The sequence below is a fragment of the Salegentibacter holothuriorum genome, from assembly GCF_900168045.1.
GTDB lineage: Bacteria > Bacteroidota > Bacteroidia > Flavobacteriales > Flavobacteriaceae > Salegentibacter > Salegentibacter holothuriorum.
The window spans coordinates 38,709-56,276 of the sequence record NZ_FUYY01000008.1 but is presented as its reverse complement, the minus strand read 5'-3'; the positions used below and the strand labels follow the sequence as shown (position 1 = coordinate 56,276).

The 17,568-nt window shown below is 35.5% G+C and carries 12 protein-coding genes and 1 tRNA gene; 5 read left to right on the top strand and 8 right to left on the bottom strand.

Annotated elements, in window-relative coordinates; translation table 11 throughout:
• Positions 1-127: 127 nt before the first annotated feature.
• The 3 genes from B5X51_RS14415 to B5X51_RS14405 are packed head-to-tail and all read left to right on the top strand — an operon-like array spanning position 128 to position 8,248.
• Positions 128-2,131 carry an MGH1-like glycoside hydrolase domain-containing protein gene (locus tag B5X51_RS14415; protein ID WP_079721891.1) on the top strand — a complete coding sequence of 668 codons (2,004 nt, stop codon included), beginning with the start codon at positions 128-130 and terminating at the stop codon, positions 2,129-2,131.
• 2 nt (positions 2,132-2,133) lie between these two features.
• Positions 2,134-5,109, top strand: a complete 2,976-nt coding sequence (locus B5X51_RS14410; RefSeq protein WP_245828760.1) for an aminotransferase class III-fold pyridoxal phosphate-dependent enzyme — start codon at positions 2,134-2,136, stop codon at positions 5,107-5,109.
• 13 nt (positions 5,110-5,122) lie between these two features.
• Entirely contained in the window at positions 5,123-8,248 is a 3,126-nt protein-coding gene (locus tag B5X51_RS14405) for a beta-galactosidase, LacZ type (protein ID WP_079721889.1), read from the top strand.
• 192 nt (positions 8,249-8,440) lie between these two features.
• On the opposite strand, the gene B5X51_RS14400 is transcribed toward B5X51_RS14405, so the two are convergent.
• From B5X51_RS14400 to B5X51_RS14365, 8 genes are all read right to left on the bottom strand, one after another.
• A complete protein-coding gene (locus B5X51_RS14400; RefSeq protein WP_079721888.1) occupies positions 8,441-9,553 on the bottom strand; it encodes a Fic family protein in 1,113 nt (370 codons plus the stop codon).
• A gap of 530 nt (positions 9,554-10,083) precedes the next feature.
• A complete protein-coding gene (locus B5X51_RS14395; protein WP_079721887.1) occupies positions 10,084-11,322 on the bottom strand; it encodes a site-specific integrase in 1,239 nt (412 codons plus the stop codon).
• 231 nt (positions 11,323-11,553) lie between these two features.
• Positions 11,554-11,627: transfer RNA gene (locus B5X51_RS14390), tRNA-Arg, on the bottom strand.
• An 89-nt stretch (positions 11,628-11,716) separates the two neighbouring features.
• The gene (locus B5X51_RS14385) at positions 11,717-11,986 is read right to left on the bottom strand and encodes an ATP-dependent Clp protease adaptor ClpS (RefSeq protein ID WP_070054610.1); all 270 of its coding nucleotides are present in this window, start codon (positions 11,984-11,986) and stop codon (positions 11,717-11,719) included.
• Positions 11,987-12,034: 48 nt separating this feature from the next.
• The gene (gene prmA / locus B5X51_RS14380) at positions 12,035-12,868 is read right to left on the bottom strand and encodes a 50S ribosomal protein L11 methyltransferase (RefSeq protein WP_079721885.1); all 834 of its coding nucleotides are present in this window, start codon (positions 12,866-12,868) and stop codon (positions 12,035-12,037) included.
• Positions 12,869-12,870: 2 nt separating this feature from the next.
• The gene (gene tpiA / locus B5X51_RS14375) at positions 12,871-13,623 is read right to left on the bottom strand and encodes a triose-phosphate isomerase (protein ID WP_079721883.1); all 753 of its coding nucleotides are present in this window, start codon (positions 13,621-13,623) and stop codon (positions 12,871-12,873) included.
• A gap of 138 nt (positions 13,624-13,761) precedes the next feature.
• Entirely contained in the window at positions 13,762-14,856 is a 1,095-nt protein-coding gene (locus tag B5X51_RS14370) for a BT_3928 family protein (RefSeq protein WP_079721882.1), read from the bottom strand.
• A 48-nt stretch (positions 14,857-14,904) separates the two neighbouring features.
• Positions 14,905-15,450 carry a DUF1599 domain-containing protein gene (locus B5X51_RS14365; RefSeq protein WP_079721881.1) on the bottom strand — a complete coding sequence of 182 codons (546 nt, stop codon included), beginning with the start codon at positions 15,448-15,450 and terminating at the stop codon, positions 14,905-14,907.
• 459 nt (positions 15,451-15,909) lie between these two features.
• Between B5X51_RS14365 and folP the strand changes: the two genes are divergently transcribed.
• Both folP and cdaA read left to right on the top strand, forming a co-directional pair.
• Positions 15,910-16,734: a dihydropteroate synthase gene (gene folP / locus B5X51_RS14360; RefSeq protein ID WP_079721879.1), complete on the top strand. Its 825-nt coding sequence runs from the start codon at positions 15,910-15,912 to the stop codon at positions 16,732-16,734.
• Between the two features lie 37 nt (positions 16,735-16,771).
• Positions 16,772-17,545 carry a diadenylate cyclase CdaA gene (cdaA, locus tag B5X51_RS14355; RefSeq protein WP_079721937.1) on the top strand — a complete coding sequence of 258 codons (774 nt, stop codon included), beginning with the start codon at positions 16,772-16,774 and terminating at the stop codon, positions 17,543-17,545.
• The last annotated feature ends 23 nt before the right edge of the window (positions 17,546-17,568 follow it).

The following is a 17,568-nucleotide window of genomic DNA, read 5'->3' as shown; positions in this document are numbered from 1 at the left end:
ATCATTTTTTTGTAATTTAGGCCTGTCCGTGGGCGTAATATTTTAAAAACGCCACTTTATTTCCATCTAATTCATTTCTATTTAAGTAATCTATTCTGAATCTTTCAGATTAACAACTTTTATAAAAATGAATAAATATCTTTTAACTAGTCTTTTCTTATTTACTGGCGCTACTTTTTTATTCGCGCAAAAAAACAATGCTCATCCGGACGATAAAGAAATTTCCAATGTATTGGACTACCGGGGAATACCAAATTCTATCGAGGATAAATCTTTTCTTGCTTTTTCAGATAAAGGTTCCTGGTTTGGTTATTCCATGCCTAAAGCCTCAGATGTAAATGGTTTTTCCGGGCCATTTATAATGTCTCAGGAAAACGGAGCCTGGTTAGGGCCATCCCTGGTTAATATTCAGCTTCAAGACTTGGATAAAATCAGCCATAATTCAGAAATAAAAAAATCTTTTCAGAGTACATTATCCGGTTTGGAATTCCAGAAAAAAACGAAAAACTGGTTGGTATCCCATAAAATGTTCTTTGCATCTGCTAAAACAGCAATGTTTCAATTTCAATTTAAAAACCTACAAGACCAATCAATTACGATAAGGCCGGTCATAGAAGGAAAAATATTTAACGGAGATTTTTCCTTATCAAAAAATAAGGGTTTTATAAAGGTAGAAAGTGAAATAAATAATTTCTATGGGCTACTGCACCTTCCCGGTGAAATAAAAAAATCTACTATAAAAATTTTGGATACTGCTTATACAGCATATCTGAAACCAATTGAAATAGGAGCCGGCGAAACTTACGAGCTCAGCTATTCCTTTTCTTATGCCTCAAAATTTAATAAAAACGAGCTGGCAGCAATAACCAGGCTTCAGGAAAAATTTGATGCTTCCTATCAAAAAACTAAAAGTCAAAAACTAGTGACCATTAAGTCTATTAACGCTAAAATAGGAGCTCAATGGCAGGATTCCACTTATTACCAATTGGCCCAAAAATCTTTGCTTACGCTACAAAACAATTGGCGAACGGCTTCCGGCGGATTAAAATATGACGGTTTCTTTCCCAGTTATAATTATAAATGGTTTTATGGTTTTTGGGCCTGGGATAGTTGGAAACACGCAGTGGCGGTAGCGCATTATGATACAGATTTGGCAAAACAACAAGTACTGGCTATGTACGACTATCAAACTGAAAACGGATTTATACCAGATTGCGTGTACCGGGATAACTTAATTGAGGAGAACAATTACCGAAATACCAAGCCCCCGCTTTCTGCCTGGGCTGCCTGGACAATTTTTCAACAAGATGGAGATATTAATTTCATTGAAAACATTTATCCTAAAATTAAAAAGCAACATGATTGGTGGTACCAGTTCCGGGATCATGACCAGGATGGCCTATGTGAATATGGCTCTACCGATGGAACTCTCATTGCAGCGAAATGGGAAAGCGGGATGGATAATGCGGTGCGGTTTGACGATACTAAATTGCTGGCCAATGATACAAACGCTTTTTCCATGGATCAGGAAAGTGTAGACCTCAACTCCTATTTATTTGCCGAAAAGCTCTATTTAAAAAAATTAGCAAACATTCTTGATAAAAAAGAACAAGCAAAACAATTCCAAAACGAAGCTGATGCTTTAAAAAAGCAAATTCGTCAGCAATTTTATAGTGAGGAAGATGGGTGGTATTATGACACTTCCATAGATGGCAAATCTTTTGTCAACATAAAAGGAAGCGAAGGCTGGATACCTCTTTGGGCAGGAGTCGCCTCAAAAATTCAGGCTAAGAAGCTTTTAAAGACAATGATGGATAGCACAAAATTTAATACCGCTGTCCCGTTGCAAACCTTAGATGCCAGTTCAGAAAAATTTGAACCAGATGGTGGGTATTGGCGAGGCCCCACCTGGATAGATCAATCTTACTTTGGAGTTAATGGATTAAAAAAATATGGATTTAATAAAGAAGCGAACCAGCTTACTAAGAAATTAATCCATAATGCTGAAGGATTAACGGAAAAAGGAACCTCTATTCGAGAGAATTACAACCCCATAACTGGAGAAGGCCTGGAGGCTCACAATTTTAGCTGGTCTGCCGCTCATTATTTACTACTACTCTTAAAGGAATGAATATGGAAAAGTTAAGCCTGGATAGTGTTAAAGAAATAGTCCACAGTCTATATAATATAACAGGAACAATAACTCCTCTTCCGGGAGAACTAGACCTTAATTTCTCGGTAAAAACAAACGCGGGGGATTATATCTTAAAAATGGCTTCCCGGGAAAAATGTAAACTGAATTTTCTGAAGTTTCAGAATAATATTCTCAAGCATTTAAAAGGAGGTGACACCGGACTAATTTTACCGCAAACCATTCCCAGTATAAAAGAAAACTTAATTACTGAGCTGGAAATTGAAGGGAAAAATTTCTATATAAGACTTTTAACCTGGATACCTGGACAGCTATGGAGCGAAAACTCTTTTTTTACGACCGGCCTGTTATTTGAGCTGGGAGTAAAAGCCGGAAAACTCACCCAGCATTTAAAAAACTTTGAAGACACATACCCCTTGCAGCGAAAATTCCATTGGGATATTTCACAAACATCCTGGACAAAAGAATATCAACATCTGTTTGATTCAGAAAAAAAGAAATACATCAAATATTTCTATGATGGTTTTGAGTCTATTGAAAATCAATTAGCAAAATGTCGCAAGAGTATTGTTCATAATGACATTAACGACCGTAATATTATAGTTCAACTTAATTCTGAAAAGGTCATAGGCTTAATAGATTTTGGCGATGCTACTTATACTGCTACCATAAACGATTTGGCAGTTTGTATTACGTATGCCATGATGGAAAAAAAGCAGGTTCTTGAAGCTGCAATAGAAGTAATTAAGGGCTACCACGCCTCTTTTCCACTTAAAAAGGAAGAATTGGAAATTCTGTATTGGCTGGTGGGTGCGCGTCTAATAATCAGCCTTACAAAAGCACAATTAAACGCCCAAAACGAACCTGAAAACGAATACCATCAAATTAGTGCCGCGGGAGGCTGGGAATTAATTAAGAAATGGCACCGTATAAGTCCAGACTTTGCCAGAATTTTATTTCAAAACACCTGTGGATATAAAGAAAAGAAGAAGGTTTTATTATTTAAAGAATATTCCCAGGCTAGCAATTACCATCTTTCAGATCTTATTGAGACGAAAAAAACAGCCTCCTTTCAACCTTTAAATTTGGACATTTCTTCGAACTCCATTAGCAATATGGAAGATGTTAGAACCAGGGAGAAAATGGCAAATAGGATTCAGGCACTTTGGCTCGAAGAAAATGAAAAGATCTTTTTTGGTGGTTATAATGAAGTCCGGCCAGAATTGATTAACGAGAAGAACCGAATAACTACTTTGAATGGTGATTTCTGGAAGAATTTGTTTTTAGGAATACAATTTTGGTATTTTAAAAAGTTTAAACTTCGTGCCTTAATTCCGGGAAAAATTATTGAACTGGATGAGACCGAAAAAATCCTGATCATTGAACATCCGTTTGATAATAAAGAAAAGTTCTATTCCATTTACCGCAATCTTAAAATAGAATCTTCTAAAGAGGTTGATCAGGAAATAGATAAAGGTAGTTTATTAGGCACCCATAAACCCACAGAAAAAAATGCTTTTTGCTTTCAATTAAGCCTTCTTTCTCCACAAATGCTACCACCTGTTTCAAATTGTTTACAGAGGGAAAAAGAAGTTTACAACCAAATTTTCCCAAATCCATTAGCCCTATTTAAAGAGGTTAAAATAGCAGAAAATAGGCTTGATTCTGAAACCCTGATCTCAGAGCGTAAAACCTATTTAGGAAAAAGCCTGAGTTTAAGTTATAAGGACCCCTTAAAAATAGTTCGTGGCGATGGGGCTTACCTTATAGACGATAAGGGTAGAAAATACCTGGATATGGTTAATAATGTAGCCCACCTAGGGCACGAGCATAAGAAAGTGGTTGACGCAGGAAAAAAGCAAATGGAAATGCTTAACACCAATTCCCGTTATCTTCATGAAAATATCCTTCTGTTTGCTAAAAATCTTTTAGCCACTTTCCCAAAGGAACTTTCGGTAGTACATTTTGTAAACTCAGGAAGTGAAGCCAATGAACTTGCCATTAGGATGGCCAAATCTCATACCGGCCAGAAAGATTTTATAGCGGTAGAAGTCGGATATCACGGGAATACCAATGCTTGTATAGACATAAGTTCGTATAAATTTGATGGAAAAGGGGGAAAAGGTGCGCCAGAACATACCCAAATAGTTCCATTGCCCGATGCGTTTAGGGGAAAATATCGTGGCCATCAATCTGGACCACGATACGCTGCTCATATACAAGATGCAATCAAATCGATTTATAAAAAAAACAGAAAACCGGCAGCTTTTATTTGTGAAAGTATTATTAGTTGTGGTGGGCAGATAGAATTACCTCAAGATTATTTAAAATTAGCTTACCAATATACCCGAAAAGCCGGTGGTGTTTGCATTGCCGACGAAGTACAGGTAGGTTGCGGAAGATTAGGTACGAATTTTTGGGGTTTTCAGGAACACGCTGTGATTCCCGATATCGTGACTATAGGCAAACCTCTGGGCAACGGCCACCCCCTGGCAGCTGTGGTTTGCACCCCTGAGATCGCCAACACTTTTGCCAACGGCATGGAGTATTTTAACACCTTTGGGGGAAACCCTGTTTCCTGTGCCATAGGCAAAAAAGTGCTGGAAGTGATTAAGGAAGAGAACCTACAGGAAAACGCATTAGAAATTGGCAACTATCTAAAAGAACAGCTTAAAACCCTTCAAAATCAATTCCCTGTAATTGGCGATGTTAGAGGCAAAGGATTGTTTCTTGGTTTTGAACTTAATGATAAAAACAAAAATCCATTAACCAATGCAGCTAGCTTACTGGTGAATAAGATGAAAGCTCGAGGTGTATTAATGAGTACCGATGGACCAGATAATAATGTACTCAAATTGAAACCTCCAATAATAATAAACCGGAACCAGGTTGATTACTTTATATATCACCTAAAAACTGTGTTACAAACCAGTAATCTAAATACTTCAAAAATTTAATATCCCACAAATAATGAAAAATCAATTATATTTTCTTCTTTCCTTATTGTTAATAAGTGCAAACGCTATTGCCCAGGACAAAAGACCTTACGAAAACCATAAGGTTTTTGAAATCAACAAACTTGATCCAAGAGCAGATTTTTTTGCTTTTGAAAACCAGGCCTTAGCCAAAAAAAACGATAAGGAACTTTCTGAAAGATTCATCTCCCTTAACGGGGAATGGGACTTTAAATGGGTGAAATCTTTAAACGACCGGCCGGAAGATTATTACGAATCTCAAATTAATCCAGAAGGATGGGACAAAATAATGGTTCCGGGAAATTGGGAAACCCAGGGTTATGGCCATCCTATTTACCTGGACGAGCGTTATCCCTTTGAAGAAACCTGGCCAAATATTCCTTATGAATATAATCCCGTGGGCACCTATCGTAAAGTCATTGAAGTTTCAGCAGATTTTATTAAAGACAGCAAACTTATCCTCCATTTTGCAGCTACAAAAGCTATGGAAGTTTACCTGAACGGAGAATTTGTGGGATATTCTGAAGGTTCTAAAACGCCAGCAGAGTTTGATATCTCCAATCTTATAAAAAAAGATAAAAACCTGCTGGCTTTGCAAATGGTACGCTGGAGTGACGCCAGCTACTTAGAAAGCCAGGATATGTTAAGAATGAGCGGTATAGATCGGGATGTGTATTTATATAGCATTCCTAAAATTAATATTCAGGATGTTGGAATAAAAGCAGATCTCACCAACAACTATCAGGATGGGAGCTTTAAGGGCAGCTTTTTTATCAAAAATACTTCTCAGAAAAATCTGAAAGCAGATCTTTGGGTAAAACTCAGGGATCCAAATGGGAAAATAGTTTATTCAGCTTCAGAAGAAGTTCATATCAAAAAAAATGAATCCGTAAAAAAAACATATTCTAAGGAGCTTAAAAATGTAGAAAAATGGTCAGCCGAAATTCCAAATTTATACACCCTGGAATTTAGTTTGCAACCTGGCAAAAATGTTTCTAGCTCATTTATTTCAAAAAAAATAGGATTCCGTTCCGTAGAAATAAAAGAAAATCAATTACTCGTTAACGGAAAACCTATTTATATTAAAGGAGTAGATCGTCATGAAACCGACCCTATTACCGGGCACGTGGTAAGTAAGGAAAGTATGGAAAAGGATATAAGCATGATGAAACAAAATAATATTAATTCAGTACGAAGTAGTCACTACCCTAACGATCCCTACTGGTACGATCTATGCGATAAATATGGTCTTTATGTAATTGATGAAGCCAATATAGAAAGTCATCCTCTCGCAATTGATGAAAAAACACAAATAGGAAACGAGGAAAGTTGGATACCCGCTCATTTAGAAAGGACAAAAAGAATGTTTTATAGAGATCGAAACCATCCCTCTATAATTATTTGGTCTTTAGGAAATGAGGCTGGTCACGGCAAGGTATTCGAGACTACTTACAAATGGCTAAAAGAGCATGACTCCAGACCTGTACAGTACGAACCTGCAAAAACCGAACATTATACAGATATATATTGCCCAATGTACCCTTCTGCTTCTCATTTGGAGGACTATGCGAAAAATGATCCCAATAAGCCTGCGATAATGATAGAATATGCTCATGCCATGGGAAACTCAGTTGGGAATTTACAGGATTACTGGGATGTTATAGAGAAATATGAGGTGCTTCAGGGAGGGTTTATTTGGGACTGGGTAGACCAGTCCCTGGAATATAAATATCCAGATGGCAAACCCTATTTGGCTTATGGGTATGATTTTCATCCCGATTTACCTACTGACGGAAATTTTTTAAACAATGGCTTGGTGGATCCCTACCGGAATCCACACCCTCACTTATCTGAAGTGAAAAAAGTATATCAGCCGGTTGAATTTAAGTTTAATAAAGCTTCATCAACGATAGAAATTTTCAATAAATATTTCTTTGAAACTTTAGAGGACGAAAAAGTTATATGGAAGGTTTTAAAAAATGGAAAAAGTATAGATTCGGGAGAAATTTCTTTAAACAAAATTAAACCTAGAACTAAACAAGAATACCAATTAAATCTCAATCAAACACTTCCAGAGCAAAATGAAATCATATTACAGCTTTTTATGGAAACAGTTACAGCAAAAAGCTTATTACCGGAAAATCATCTCTTGGCTTTTGAAGAATTTTCTCTATCATCTTTTGAAAATTCAAATTTTGGCCCTGAGAATGACATATTAGATATTGTTGCTGATCCAGACAATTTTCTAATTAAAGGAAAAAATTTCGAACTCAGTTTAGATAAGACTAGTGGGGAAATTCAAAAATGGAAATATGACAATAAATTGATAACCAAAGAACCAATACGTTTAAATTTTTGGCGTGCTCCTACCGATAATGATTTGGGTAATGGAATGCATAATTGGGCTAAAATATGGAAAACAGGTACCTATAATTATACATCAAAATTAATTAAACAACCAGCATTTGTTAATAATCTAGTTTCATTTGAGGTGGCATACCAGCTACCGGAAAAAACTGCACAGGTCAATGTCCAGTATACTTTAAATTCTGAAGGCCATCTTAAAGTGAATTATAATTTTGAGCCCCTAAAAGAAGATTTACCGAATATTCCAAGAATTGGTATGTATTTAATTTTACCTTCAGACTTTAAGAACGTAAGCTGGTACGGGAAAGGGCCAGAAGAAACCTACTGGGATCGTAAAACTGGCCAACCAACTGGAATTTATTCAGGTAATATCGAAGATCAGTTCCATCGATACCTTAGGCCACAGGAAACAGGTAACAAAACCGATGTTAGGTGGATGAAACTGGAATCGAAAGACATAACCCTTACAACGATTGCAACTAGTTCCTTATTGAATACAAGTGTCTGGCCATTTAAAATGGCAGAGATTGATTTGAATGATAATGAAATGACAGATTCAGCTTCCGGTCTTGTACCTATTACCAAAAAGCACGGAGCTGATATTAAATTAGGAAAAAATATACAATGGAATATAGATCATTTACAAATGGGTGTTGGAGGTGATACATCTTGGGGAAGACTGGTACATAACCAATATACAATTCCTTCTCAACAATATTTCTACAGTTTTATTATAAAGCCTAATCTCCAATAATTCAATTAAGAAAATCGACAATAACAATATTATGCGAGCACTATCTCATAAATTGTGTAAATAAAAAAATAACAGGGGTCGCGACCCCTGTTATTTTTTTGCCTAATTTTAAATTTTACACAGTAAAAAATTAAGATTGCAACACACAGTTGCAAAATGAAAAAAACTTTAAAAGAAGCATTGAAATATTCTTTATACTCTTACAATTCTCATAAGTGGTTCAAAGGAATATAAAGCAGGCCTTCTGCCTGATGCTTCTTCTTTTTGAAGCAAATAACCATTTTCTAATAATTTTTTAGTAATTCCTGCTGCAGTTGCAGAAGGTATACCTGAAGTGGATATAAATTTATTATTTCTAAAAACCGGAAAAGTAAAAACAAAATCTAAAGTATTCATACTCCATTTGGACGAAAGAATATCTGAAAATTCGATTTTCATTTTCTCATAGAGAGTCCTTATATTTTCTGCAATTTCTAAATTCCAGATGGCTTGTTTTTCCACAGCCGTTAAAAAAAATTTTATCCAGGCTTCCCAATCGTTTTTTTCTGATACTTTTCTCATAGTATCTATATATTGATCTTTGTTTTCTTCCATATAACCACTAATATAGAAATGTGGTTGTGAGAGTATACCCTCCTTCCACAGAAAGAGAGTTATTAACATTCGTCCAATTCTTCCATTTCCATCCTGAAAAGGGTGCAGTGCTTCAAACTCTAGATGCATTAACGCAGTTTTTATTAATGCGGGATCATTACTATTCTTTAAGTAATTAAAAAGTTCTTCAAGACCTTCATCTAATTTTTCCGGACTAATAGGAATAAACTGGATCTTCTTTTTAATCTTATCTGCTAAGTAATTTTGTTCCTTCTTAAATTCTCCTGGCGATTTGGTTGCACCTCTACCAAAATGTAATAATTGTTGGTGCATTTGTTTTATATAACTTGTAGAAAGTTCGTATCCATCCTCCAATGCTTTTTGTGCATTTTTTAGTGCACGTTGGTATAATATCGTTTCAATTACTTCCGATCTGGCATTTAAATTTCCCCCGTCGTCATCAGCTTCATATTGCAGAATTTCATCCATCGTACTTATTGTACCTTCAATTCTTGAAGAAATAACGGCCTCTTGATTTCTTAACGGAGCTAACAAAATCTCATTATTATGTAAGTTTTTAAGCGTTTGATCATACCGAGCTAATGCGGCCGTAGCTTTAATAATTTCTGTAATAAAATTATTATAGCTAATATTCTTGGGCGGAAATTTTCCGTAATGATATCGAACTGCTTCTGTTTCATTAAAATCCATAATTCACATTTTGGTTCTCAAAAATAGCAAAAAACAAGACACAAAGTCATTTGACTTCCGTTTTAACCCGTAATGTATACAAATAGTAAATTTTAGGTGAACAAAAATTGCAAATCAGTTTCTTATAAAACCTGTAAACAAATAACTTTGTGTACAAAAATTGAATTCAAAAAAGTTTGTCGATGAAATTGATGTTTAAACTAGAAACAAACATTCTTGTCTACAGAAACTGAATTCAAAAAAGTTTGTCAATTAAATCACGAAATAAACTGGAGATAAATTATTCCATAATTTTAAAAGGATATAAAAAACGGAGAAACCACAATGACTACTGAAAACAAGAAAAGCCTTGAAAATAAATCGATTAACAAGGCTTTAAGCACTTGCCCTCGAACTAGCCACTTAAAATAATATCTATTCTTAGGATTTTAAGAATACCACCACTTTCATTATATCAATTTTTCGATGTATGTAAAACCTTAAGGTCTAACCTGCCAACTGCCTACTATCAGATTTTATTTAATTTCTAATTAAATATTAGGTTTCCAATTTCTAAGCTTCCGACTAAGTTCAGACATATCCTGACTTAATTTATCTTCAAGGACTCGCGCATATATTTGGGTTGTTGCTATTTTCGTATGCCCCAAAAGCTTAGAGACAGTTTCTATAGGTACTCCATTGGAAAGCGTAACAGTAGTAGCAAAAGTATGCCTGGCCATATGAAAGGTTAAATTCTTCTTGATATCACATAGATCAGCTACTTCCTTTAAATAAAGATTAACCTTAACATTAGTTATAACTGGTAAAAGACTTTGAGTTATTTCGGTCATTGGATGTTCGTTGTACTTTTCGAGTATCTCTAGAGCTTTATCCAGTAAAGGTATCTTAACTTTGGCTTTAGTCTTATTTCTTGAAGTGAAAAGCCACTTTTGGCCGTCCAGACCATTCCTGACATTATCCTTAGTTAGATCATTCATATCTGTAAAACTGATCCCAGTATAACAGCTGAAAACAAATAAATCCCTAACCCTATCCAAACGGTCATTATGAAAATAAAAATCCTCGATTTGTTTTAACTCACTAAGATTTAGAAAGTCCCGTTCCTTTTTTTGGAAAGTAGGTTTCCATCGTATAAACGGATCCTTTTCAACCCATTCCAAATGAAAAGCAAGAGTTACTATTTTACGAAGTCTTTGTAAATGCTTCATTACCGTGTTATGACTCATGGCATTCACATGGCCTTTTGGCCAGTAGTTAAAAAGGAAATTCGCAAAGTCATTGATAAACTTATAATTAAGTTCGTTTAGATAAATAGTGGTCGTCTTAAATTCTTCGTTTAAGAATTTAAGAACATATTTCTCTGTAACACCGAAATTACGGATGGTTCCTTTGGTAAGCGTTTTCTCAATCTTTTGCTTGTGATACTCTAAAATATCTAACAAGGTTTTATCTCTAGGCCCTTCCCCTAAAAAATTTGATTTAAGAAGGTCTGCGGTTACTTTTTTATTCTGAAACCTTAAGTCCTGGTAATTCTGAAAAATCTTCGTTCTGGTCTCCGAAATGAGATTATTAGCCTCCCTAGCTTGTTTAGAACTACCATCGAGACGTTGTGTTGAAGGATCCCAAAGATCGAATGGAACTTTAGATTTTAAACTAATGTTTACTCTACGGCTATCTAGAGAAATTCGAACGTAGAGATTTGCTTGATTGTTTTTCACTCTGGAAGCATACACCCAGAATAAGATGGAAAATGTTTTAGAAGTACGCATAGGTATCGTCTTTAAATTAATATTCAGCTAAAAGACGAAAGTCAAATCCACAAAAAATTTAAGCTACTGGTAATCAAACTGTCAACATGTTGACAGGGTAATTTTTTATGTTGACGATTTGTTAGATAATAAATATAATAAAAGTCATTCTAACAAAAGCCCTAAAAAACATAAAACCCTGTAAATCATAGCATTTACAGGGTTTTGACATCATTTGAATTCTCTAAAAAGTGACCTTGCCAGGATTCAAACCTGGAACCTCCTGAGCCGTAATCAGGTGCGCTATTCAGTTGCGCCACAAGGCCTTTTTAATATTGCTTTTCCTAAGTGGTTAAGCGGCTGCAAATATATTATTATTTTTAGAATCTAAAAATAAAAAATTGACTTTTTTAAATTAAACGATCTCGGCACTTAAACCTTCTTCCAATAATTTGGAACATCTTGGCTTTAATTCATCAAAAGAGCCGGTTTTAACCGTACACTTTCCTTTGTAGTGCACCAGGATAGCGCATTGTTCTGCCTGCACCGGAGTGTGTTCACAGGCGTAGATTAAAGTTTCTATTACGTGATCAAAAGTGTTGTAATCGTCATTATAAAGTACGATCTCATTTTCCTTCTGCGTGGTGGTTTTCACCTCTTCTAATACTTCTTCTTTAGTACTCATCTTCATTCAATTTTAAAGCCTCAAATATACAAAATATCTATAAAATGCTTATTTTGAAAACCTTATAGCTACCCAATTACTTTTCTCAAAGTGCTCTTTATAAGTTAACCCAAGTTTTAGGCAGGCTTCTTTAATTACCGGAATATCTTCTTCATAAAACCCACTTAAAAATAGATCTCCTTCTTTATTAAGGCAGTCTACATAAATAGGAATATCTCTAAGTAGAATGTTCCTATTGATGTTAGCCAAAATCATATCATATTTTCTGTCCTGCAATAGTTCAGCTCCTCCCTCTTCAACATTAATATTATCGCAATCGTTTCTACCAATATTTTCAAGAGTATTTTGGTAGCACCAATTATCAATATCAATGGCGTCAACAAACTTTGCTCCTTTTAAACTTGCCAAAATAGCTAAAACACCGGTGCCACAGCCCATATCCAGTACAGCTTTATCATTCCAGTCATTTTTTAAAATATGCTGAATCATCATGTGAGTGGTCGCGTGATGCCCGGTCCCAAAAGACATTTTTGGTTCTATTACAATATCATATTCCACATCGGGCTCTGGATGAAAAGGAGCTCTAACACTACAAATATCATCTACTAAAATGGGATTAAAATTTTTCTCCCATTCTTCGTTCCAATTCACCTGTTCTATTTCACCTTTAGAATAAGTGATTTCAAAATCTTCTGATTGTAGGATATGAACCCCTGCCAGGAGATCATCTTCGTACTCCTCGGCAGGGATATAGGCAGTAATGCCATCTTCTTCTTCTACAAAACTCTCAAAACCCAGGTAGCCCAGCTCTGCTACAAGAATTTCTGAGGCAGGCTGCAAGGGCTCTATTTTAAACTTGAATTCGAGATAGTTAGAAGACATAATTAAAAGGCATTTATAATTTCAACAAAATCTACTGCTTTAAGGCTGGCTCCACCAATAAGTCCGCCATCTACATCTTCTTTTGCAAAGATCTCTTTGGCATTTGCAGGCTTCACACTTCCTCCATAAAGGATAGAAACATTTTGTGCGATTTCGTCATTAAATTTTTCTGAAATATTTTTTCTAACAAAAGCATGCATTTCCTGTGCTTGTTCTGGAGAAGCGGTTTCTCCGGTTCCAATAGCCCAAACCGGTTCGTAAGCCAATACTACATTCTTCCAATCTGCATCAGAAATCTGGTATAAACTCTCCTCAAGTTGTTTTGCTACAAGATCAAAATGATTATCACTCTTTCTATCGGCCAATTCCTCACCAAAGCAAAAAATAATTCTCATCTCACTTTTAAGAGCTGAATTCACTTTTTCTGCAAGAATTTCGTTGGTTTCCCCAAAAATCGCGCGTCGCTCACTATGACCTAAAATTACGGTATCTACCCCAATGCTTTTAAGCATTTTTGCTGAAACCTCTCCGGTATAAGCTCCGTTCTCTGCCTGGTGCATATTTTGCGCCACAACCTGTACCGGAGTATCTTTTAGCCCTTGAAAAGCTGAGTATAAATTAGTAAAGGCCGGTGCTACCATAACTTCGGCTTCAGGCTCTTTTACCAATTGCATTTTTAAATGTGAAAGCAACTCCTGCGTTTCAGCAAGATCGTTGTTCATTTTCCAGTTTCCGGCTACTATCTTTTTTCTCATAATTTCTTAGTTGATTTTATTATTTCCGCGGAAAAAATCCGCTCTCCTACAAATATATTGATAAGAATAAACATAGCTACGCCTAAGCCGAATGAAGATTCGCTTTTTACCAAAAATTCAAGAAATCTTAAGTATGATTTATAATCTTATATCCGCAGCATCAAACCAATGCTTTTTCTGGACAATTGTACCTTTTTCCATAACTAAAAGTCCAGGGTTAGATCTTACAATTGTTTGTAAAACCTTTTTATCTACCTGGTAAAATTCAAAATCAAGCTGAAATTTTTCGATTATTTTTTGTTGGTCTGCATCATTAGAAGCGGTTAAACCAACTACGTTATAACCCTTTTCATTAGCTTCTGCTGCAAGGTCTTGTATCGCTTTAAATCCTTCCTGCTCAGTATGAGAAAGATCATAGGCCACCACCATAAAAAGTTTTTCAGCATCAAGAATTTGACTGGTAATCACCTCTCCATTTGCTTCTATCTCAAAATCCTGAATTAACGGCACATAACCTTCCTCTATCATCGTAGTTTCCACACCTACAAATTCACCTTCCTGCTTAGGGTAAGTCCCATCTGTAATGAGTTTTACTTCTTCGCCATTATGCATAAAGGTCCATTCGTACTCATAAACAGCTTTTTGGGCGTCTTCCGGAACCTGCATTAACTCTTCAATATTATTCCCGATTTTATAAGCTCTAAAATCAAAAACCGGTAAATGCATCAATACGTGGTAGCAAAACCAAAATGAAAGGATAAAGGATAAAAAGATGATCCAGCGATGTGAAATAGGATTTAGAACGGGAGTGATCAATTTTCGATTAAAGAAAAGTATCAGTATAAAAACAAGCAGGATAACATCTTTGATAAAAGACTGCCAGGGCGTTAACGGGATCGCATCTCCAAAACACCCACAATCTGTCACTTTATTAAAATAAGCCGAGTAAAAGGTGAGAAACGTAAAGAAAACGATCATTAAGAGTAAACTCCAAACCGTAAATTTAGGGAGGTAACCAATTAAAAGCATAATTCCCACCACCAGCTCAAAAACCACTAAAACTATGGCGATCACCAATGAAAATGGAACCAAAAAATCAAGCCCTAAAACCTCCGGACTAAAATATTCCTGGAGTTTATAAGAAAATCCCAGTGGATCGTTGAGTTTTATAAATCCTGAAAAAATAAATAATACGCCAACGAAAATTCTGGAAAACCCTACTAATAATTTCATGCTTCTTTATTTATTAAATGCTTTTATCTTCTGAAAAGTTATAAAAAACTATGCTTCAGCTTCATTCATTAGAATCATTGCGAAGATGGAATAATTTATCATATCCTGGTAGTTCGCATCAATCCCTTCGCTCACCAAGGTTAGCCCTTTATTGTCTTCAATTTGCTTGACCCGCAATAATTTCTGAATAATAAGATCAGTTAAAGAGCTTACCCGCATATCTCGCCAGGCCTCGCCATAATCATGATTTTTGTTCATCATCAAGGCTTTGGTTTCAGCTATGTTTTCATCATAAAGATCTGCCGCTTCTTCCACCCCAAGATCTGGCTGGGCAACAACACCTTTTTTCAACTGAATTAAAGCCATTATCGAGTAATTGATGATTCCTATAAATTCCGATTTTTCGTCCTCATCTACTTTTCTTACTCCATTTTCCTGGAGTTTTCTTATGCGCTGGGCTTTTATAAAAATCTGGTCGGTAAGTGACGGAAGCCTAAGAATTCTCCAGGCGCTTCCGTAATCTTTCATCTTGTTAATAAACAGGCTACGGCAGGTGGCTACCACCGCGTCATACTGTTTTGAGGTATTCTGCATAAAAGAGATCTAATTTCCGTAAATTTCGTGCAAATATTTCAGATAGTAAAACAATATTTATCTAATCGTTTTTTACAAATTCTTTGAAATATTAATAATTATGTGTAACCTCCTAAATTTTTAATATTGAGGTTCTATTTTTTATATTTTGTACTGTTGATTTTTAAGCGGCCTACCGAAAATTTATCATAAAATTTGAAGTGATGCACCGTGAAATCTTAGGTTGTTTGATCCCGATTTTTATCGGGAGAGTTCCTAAAATTTAGGTGCTGAACGATAAATTTAGATAAAGTTTCGTAAGCCTAGATTTTTTTGGTTCCTTTTTCATCAATGGAAAAAAGAACAAGCATAAATTATTAAGAACAGAATTAATACTAAAACCGCATTTTATAATTTCTGAATTGAGCTTTAAAAATTATTGCTTTTGACTTCAGAATATTTAATTAAAATTCCGTAAAAATGACCATAAATTGCCAGGGCAAGCTTATAGACCTTAACAGCCCTAAAGTGATGGGAATTATCAATACCACTCCCAATTCTTTTTATGCTGAAAGCCGAAAAGTTTCGGAAAAAGATATTCTTAATCAGGTGGAAAAAATGCTGAAAGATGGCGCCGATTTTATTGATGTTGGTGGCTATAGCACTCCGCCGGGAGCACCAAAAGTTGAGGAAACCGAAGAGTTGAAACGCGTACTTCCCGCAATAGAAAATATTCTAAAACATTTCCCGGAAACATTAATTTCTGTAGATACCTTTCGCGCAAACGTAGCCGAAAAAAGCATTGAAGCAGGTGCAGCAATAATTAACGATATCTCTGCCGGAAATTTGGATCAAGAAATGATGAAAACCGTGGCAAAACATCAGGTACCTTATATTATGATGCATATGCGTGGTACCCCACAAACTATGAAAGACCTCAACCAATATGAGGATATTTTACAGGATATTTTATTCTATTTCTCGGAAAAGATAAGTGCTGCAAGGGCTTTAGGAATAAACGATTTAATTGTGGATCCGGGCTTCGGATTTGCTAAAAATATCAATCAGAATTTTGAATTACTTTCCAAAATGGAACTCTTTAAAACTCTAGAATTGCCATTATTAGCAGGACTTTCAAGAAAATCCCTGATCTATAAAACTTTAAAGACTTCGGCAGCAGAAGCTTTAAACGGGACTACCTTCTTAAACACCATAGCCTTAAATAACGGTGCCAATATTTTGAGAGTTCATGATGTAAAAGAAGCGGTAGAATGCACTAAATTATTTGCAGAACTTAATAAGTAGCCGCATATTTTCTATTTTTACAAAAAACCCAACTAATTTGGATATAATCAATCTTCGTTTTCTAGATGTACTGGATATTGTATTTGTAGCTTTCCTATTATATTATTTATATAAATTAGTGAAAGGAACAGTTGCGGTAAATATCTTTATAGGGATCGTGATTATTTACCTTATGGGAAGCCTCACCGAATTGCTTCAAATGGAGCTTCTAAGCAGCGTTCTTGGTGAGTTTATAGGAGTTGGAATGTTTGCTTTAATCGTGGTCTTTCAACAAGAAATAAGGAAATTTCTTTTAATGATTGGGTCAACAAATTTCACGCAAAAAGGAAAGTTCTTTACCCAGCTTAGATTCTTAAAAGGTGATTTGGAAACCAGCACCAATGTAGATGATATTATTTCGGCCTGCGAAGCCATGGGCCAAAGTTATACCGGCGCTTTAATTGTTATTCAGAAAAATACGAACCTGGATTTTGTAAAAAATTCTGGGGACGATATGAATATTGAACTCAATCAACCTATTATGGAGTCAATTTTCTATAAAAATTCTCCACTTCACGACGGTGCGATGGTAATAGAAGATAATAAAATCACGGCCACCAGGGTAATTCTACCAGTTTCTAACGATAGGTCTATTCCGCTAAGATTTGGATTACGCCACCGTGCCGCTGTTGGAATTACTGAAAAAACCGATGCGCTTGCCCTGGTAGTAAGTGAAGAAACCGGGCAGATTTCTTATGTAAAAGACGGGGAATTCGTGATGTTTGAAAGTACAGATGAATTGATTGAAAGAATTAAAAAAGATCTTCTATAATCCTTTCTAGAAGGCGTGACCCC

What these genes read in the sequence shown, in the direction of transcription:
- B5X51_RS14415 (WP_079721891.1), top strand. Translation starts at nt 128, where the DNA reads ATGAATAAATATCTTTTAACTAGTCTTTTCTTATTTACTGGCGCTACT.
- B5X51_RS14410 (WP_245828760.1), top strand. Translation starts at nt 2,134, where the DNA reads ATGGAAAAGTTAAGCCTGGATAGTGTTAAAGAAATAGTCCACAGTCTA.
- B5X51_RS14405 (WP_079721889.1), top strand. Translation starts at nt 5,123, where the DNA reads ATGAAAAATCAATTATATTTTCTTCTTTCCTTATTGTTAATAAGTGCA.
- B5X51_RS14400 (WP_079721888.1), bottom strand. Translation starts at nt 9,553, where the DNA reads ATGGATTTTAATGAAACAGAAGCAGTTCGATATCATTACGGAAAATTT.
- B5X51_RS14395 (WP_079721887.1), bottom strand. Translation starts at nt 11,322, where the DNA reads ATGCGTACTTCTAAAACATTTTCCATCTTATTCTGGGTGTATGCTTCC.
- B5X51_RS14385 (WP_070054610.1), bottom strand. Translation starts at nt 11,986, where the DNA reads ATGAGTACTAAAGAAGAAGTATTAGAAGAGGTGAAAACCACCACGCAG.
- prmA (WP_079721885.1), bottom strand. Translation starts at nt 12,868, where the DNA reads ATGTCTTCTAACTATCTCGAATTCAAGTTTAAAATAGAGCCCTTGCAG.
- tpiA (WP_079721883.1), bottom strand. Translation starts at nt 13,623, where the DNA reads ATGAGAAAAAAGATAGTAGCCGGAAACTGGAAAATGAACAACGATCTT.
- B5X51_RS14370 (WP_079721882.1), bottom strand. Translation starts at nt 14,856, where the DNA reads ATGAAATTATTAGTAGGGTTTTCCAGAATTTTCGTTGGCGTATTATTT.
- B5X51_RS14365 (WP_079721881.1), bottom strand. Translation starts at nt 15,450, where the DNA reads ATGCAGAATACCTCAAAACAGTATGACGCGGTGGTAGCCACCTGCCGT.
- folP (WP_079721879.1), top strand. Translation starts at nt 15,910, where the DNA reads ATGACCATAAATTGCCAGGGCAAGCTTATAGACCTTAACAGCCCTAAA.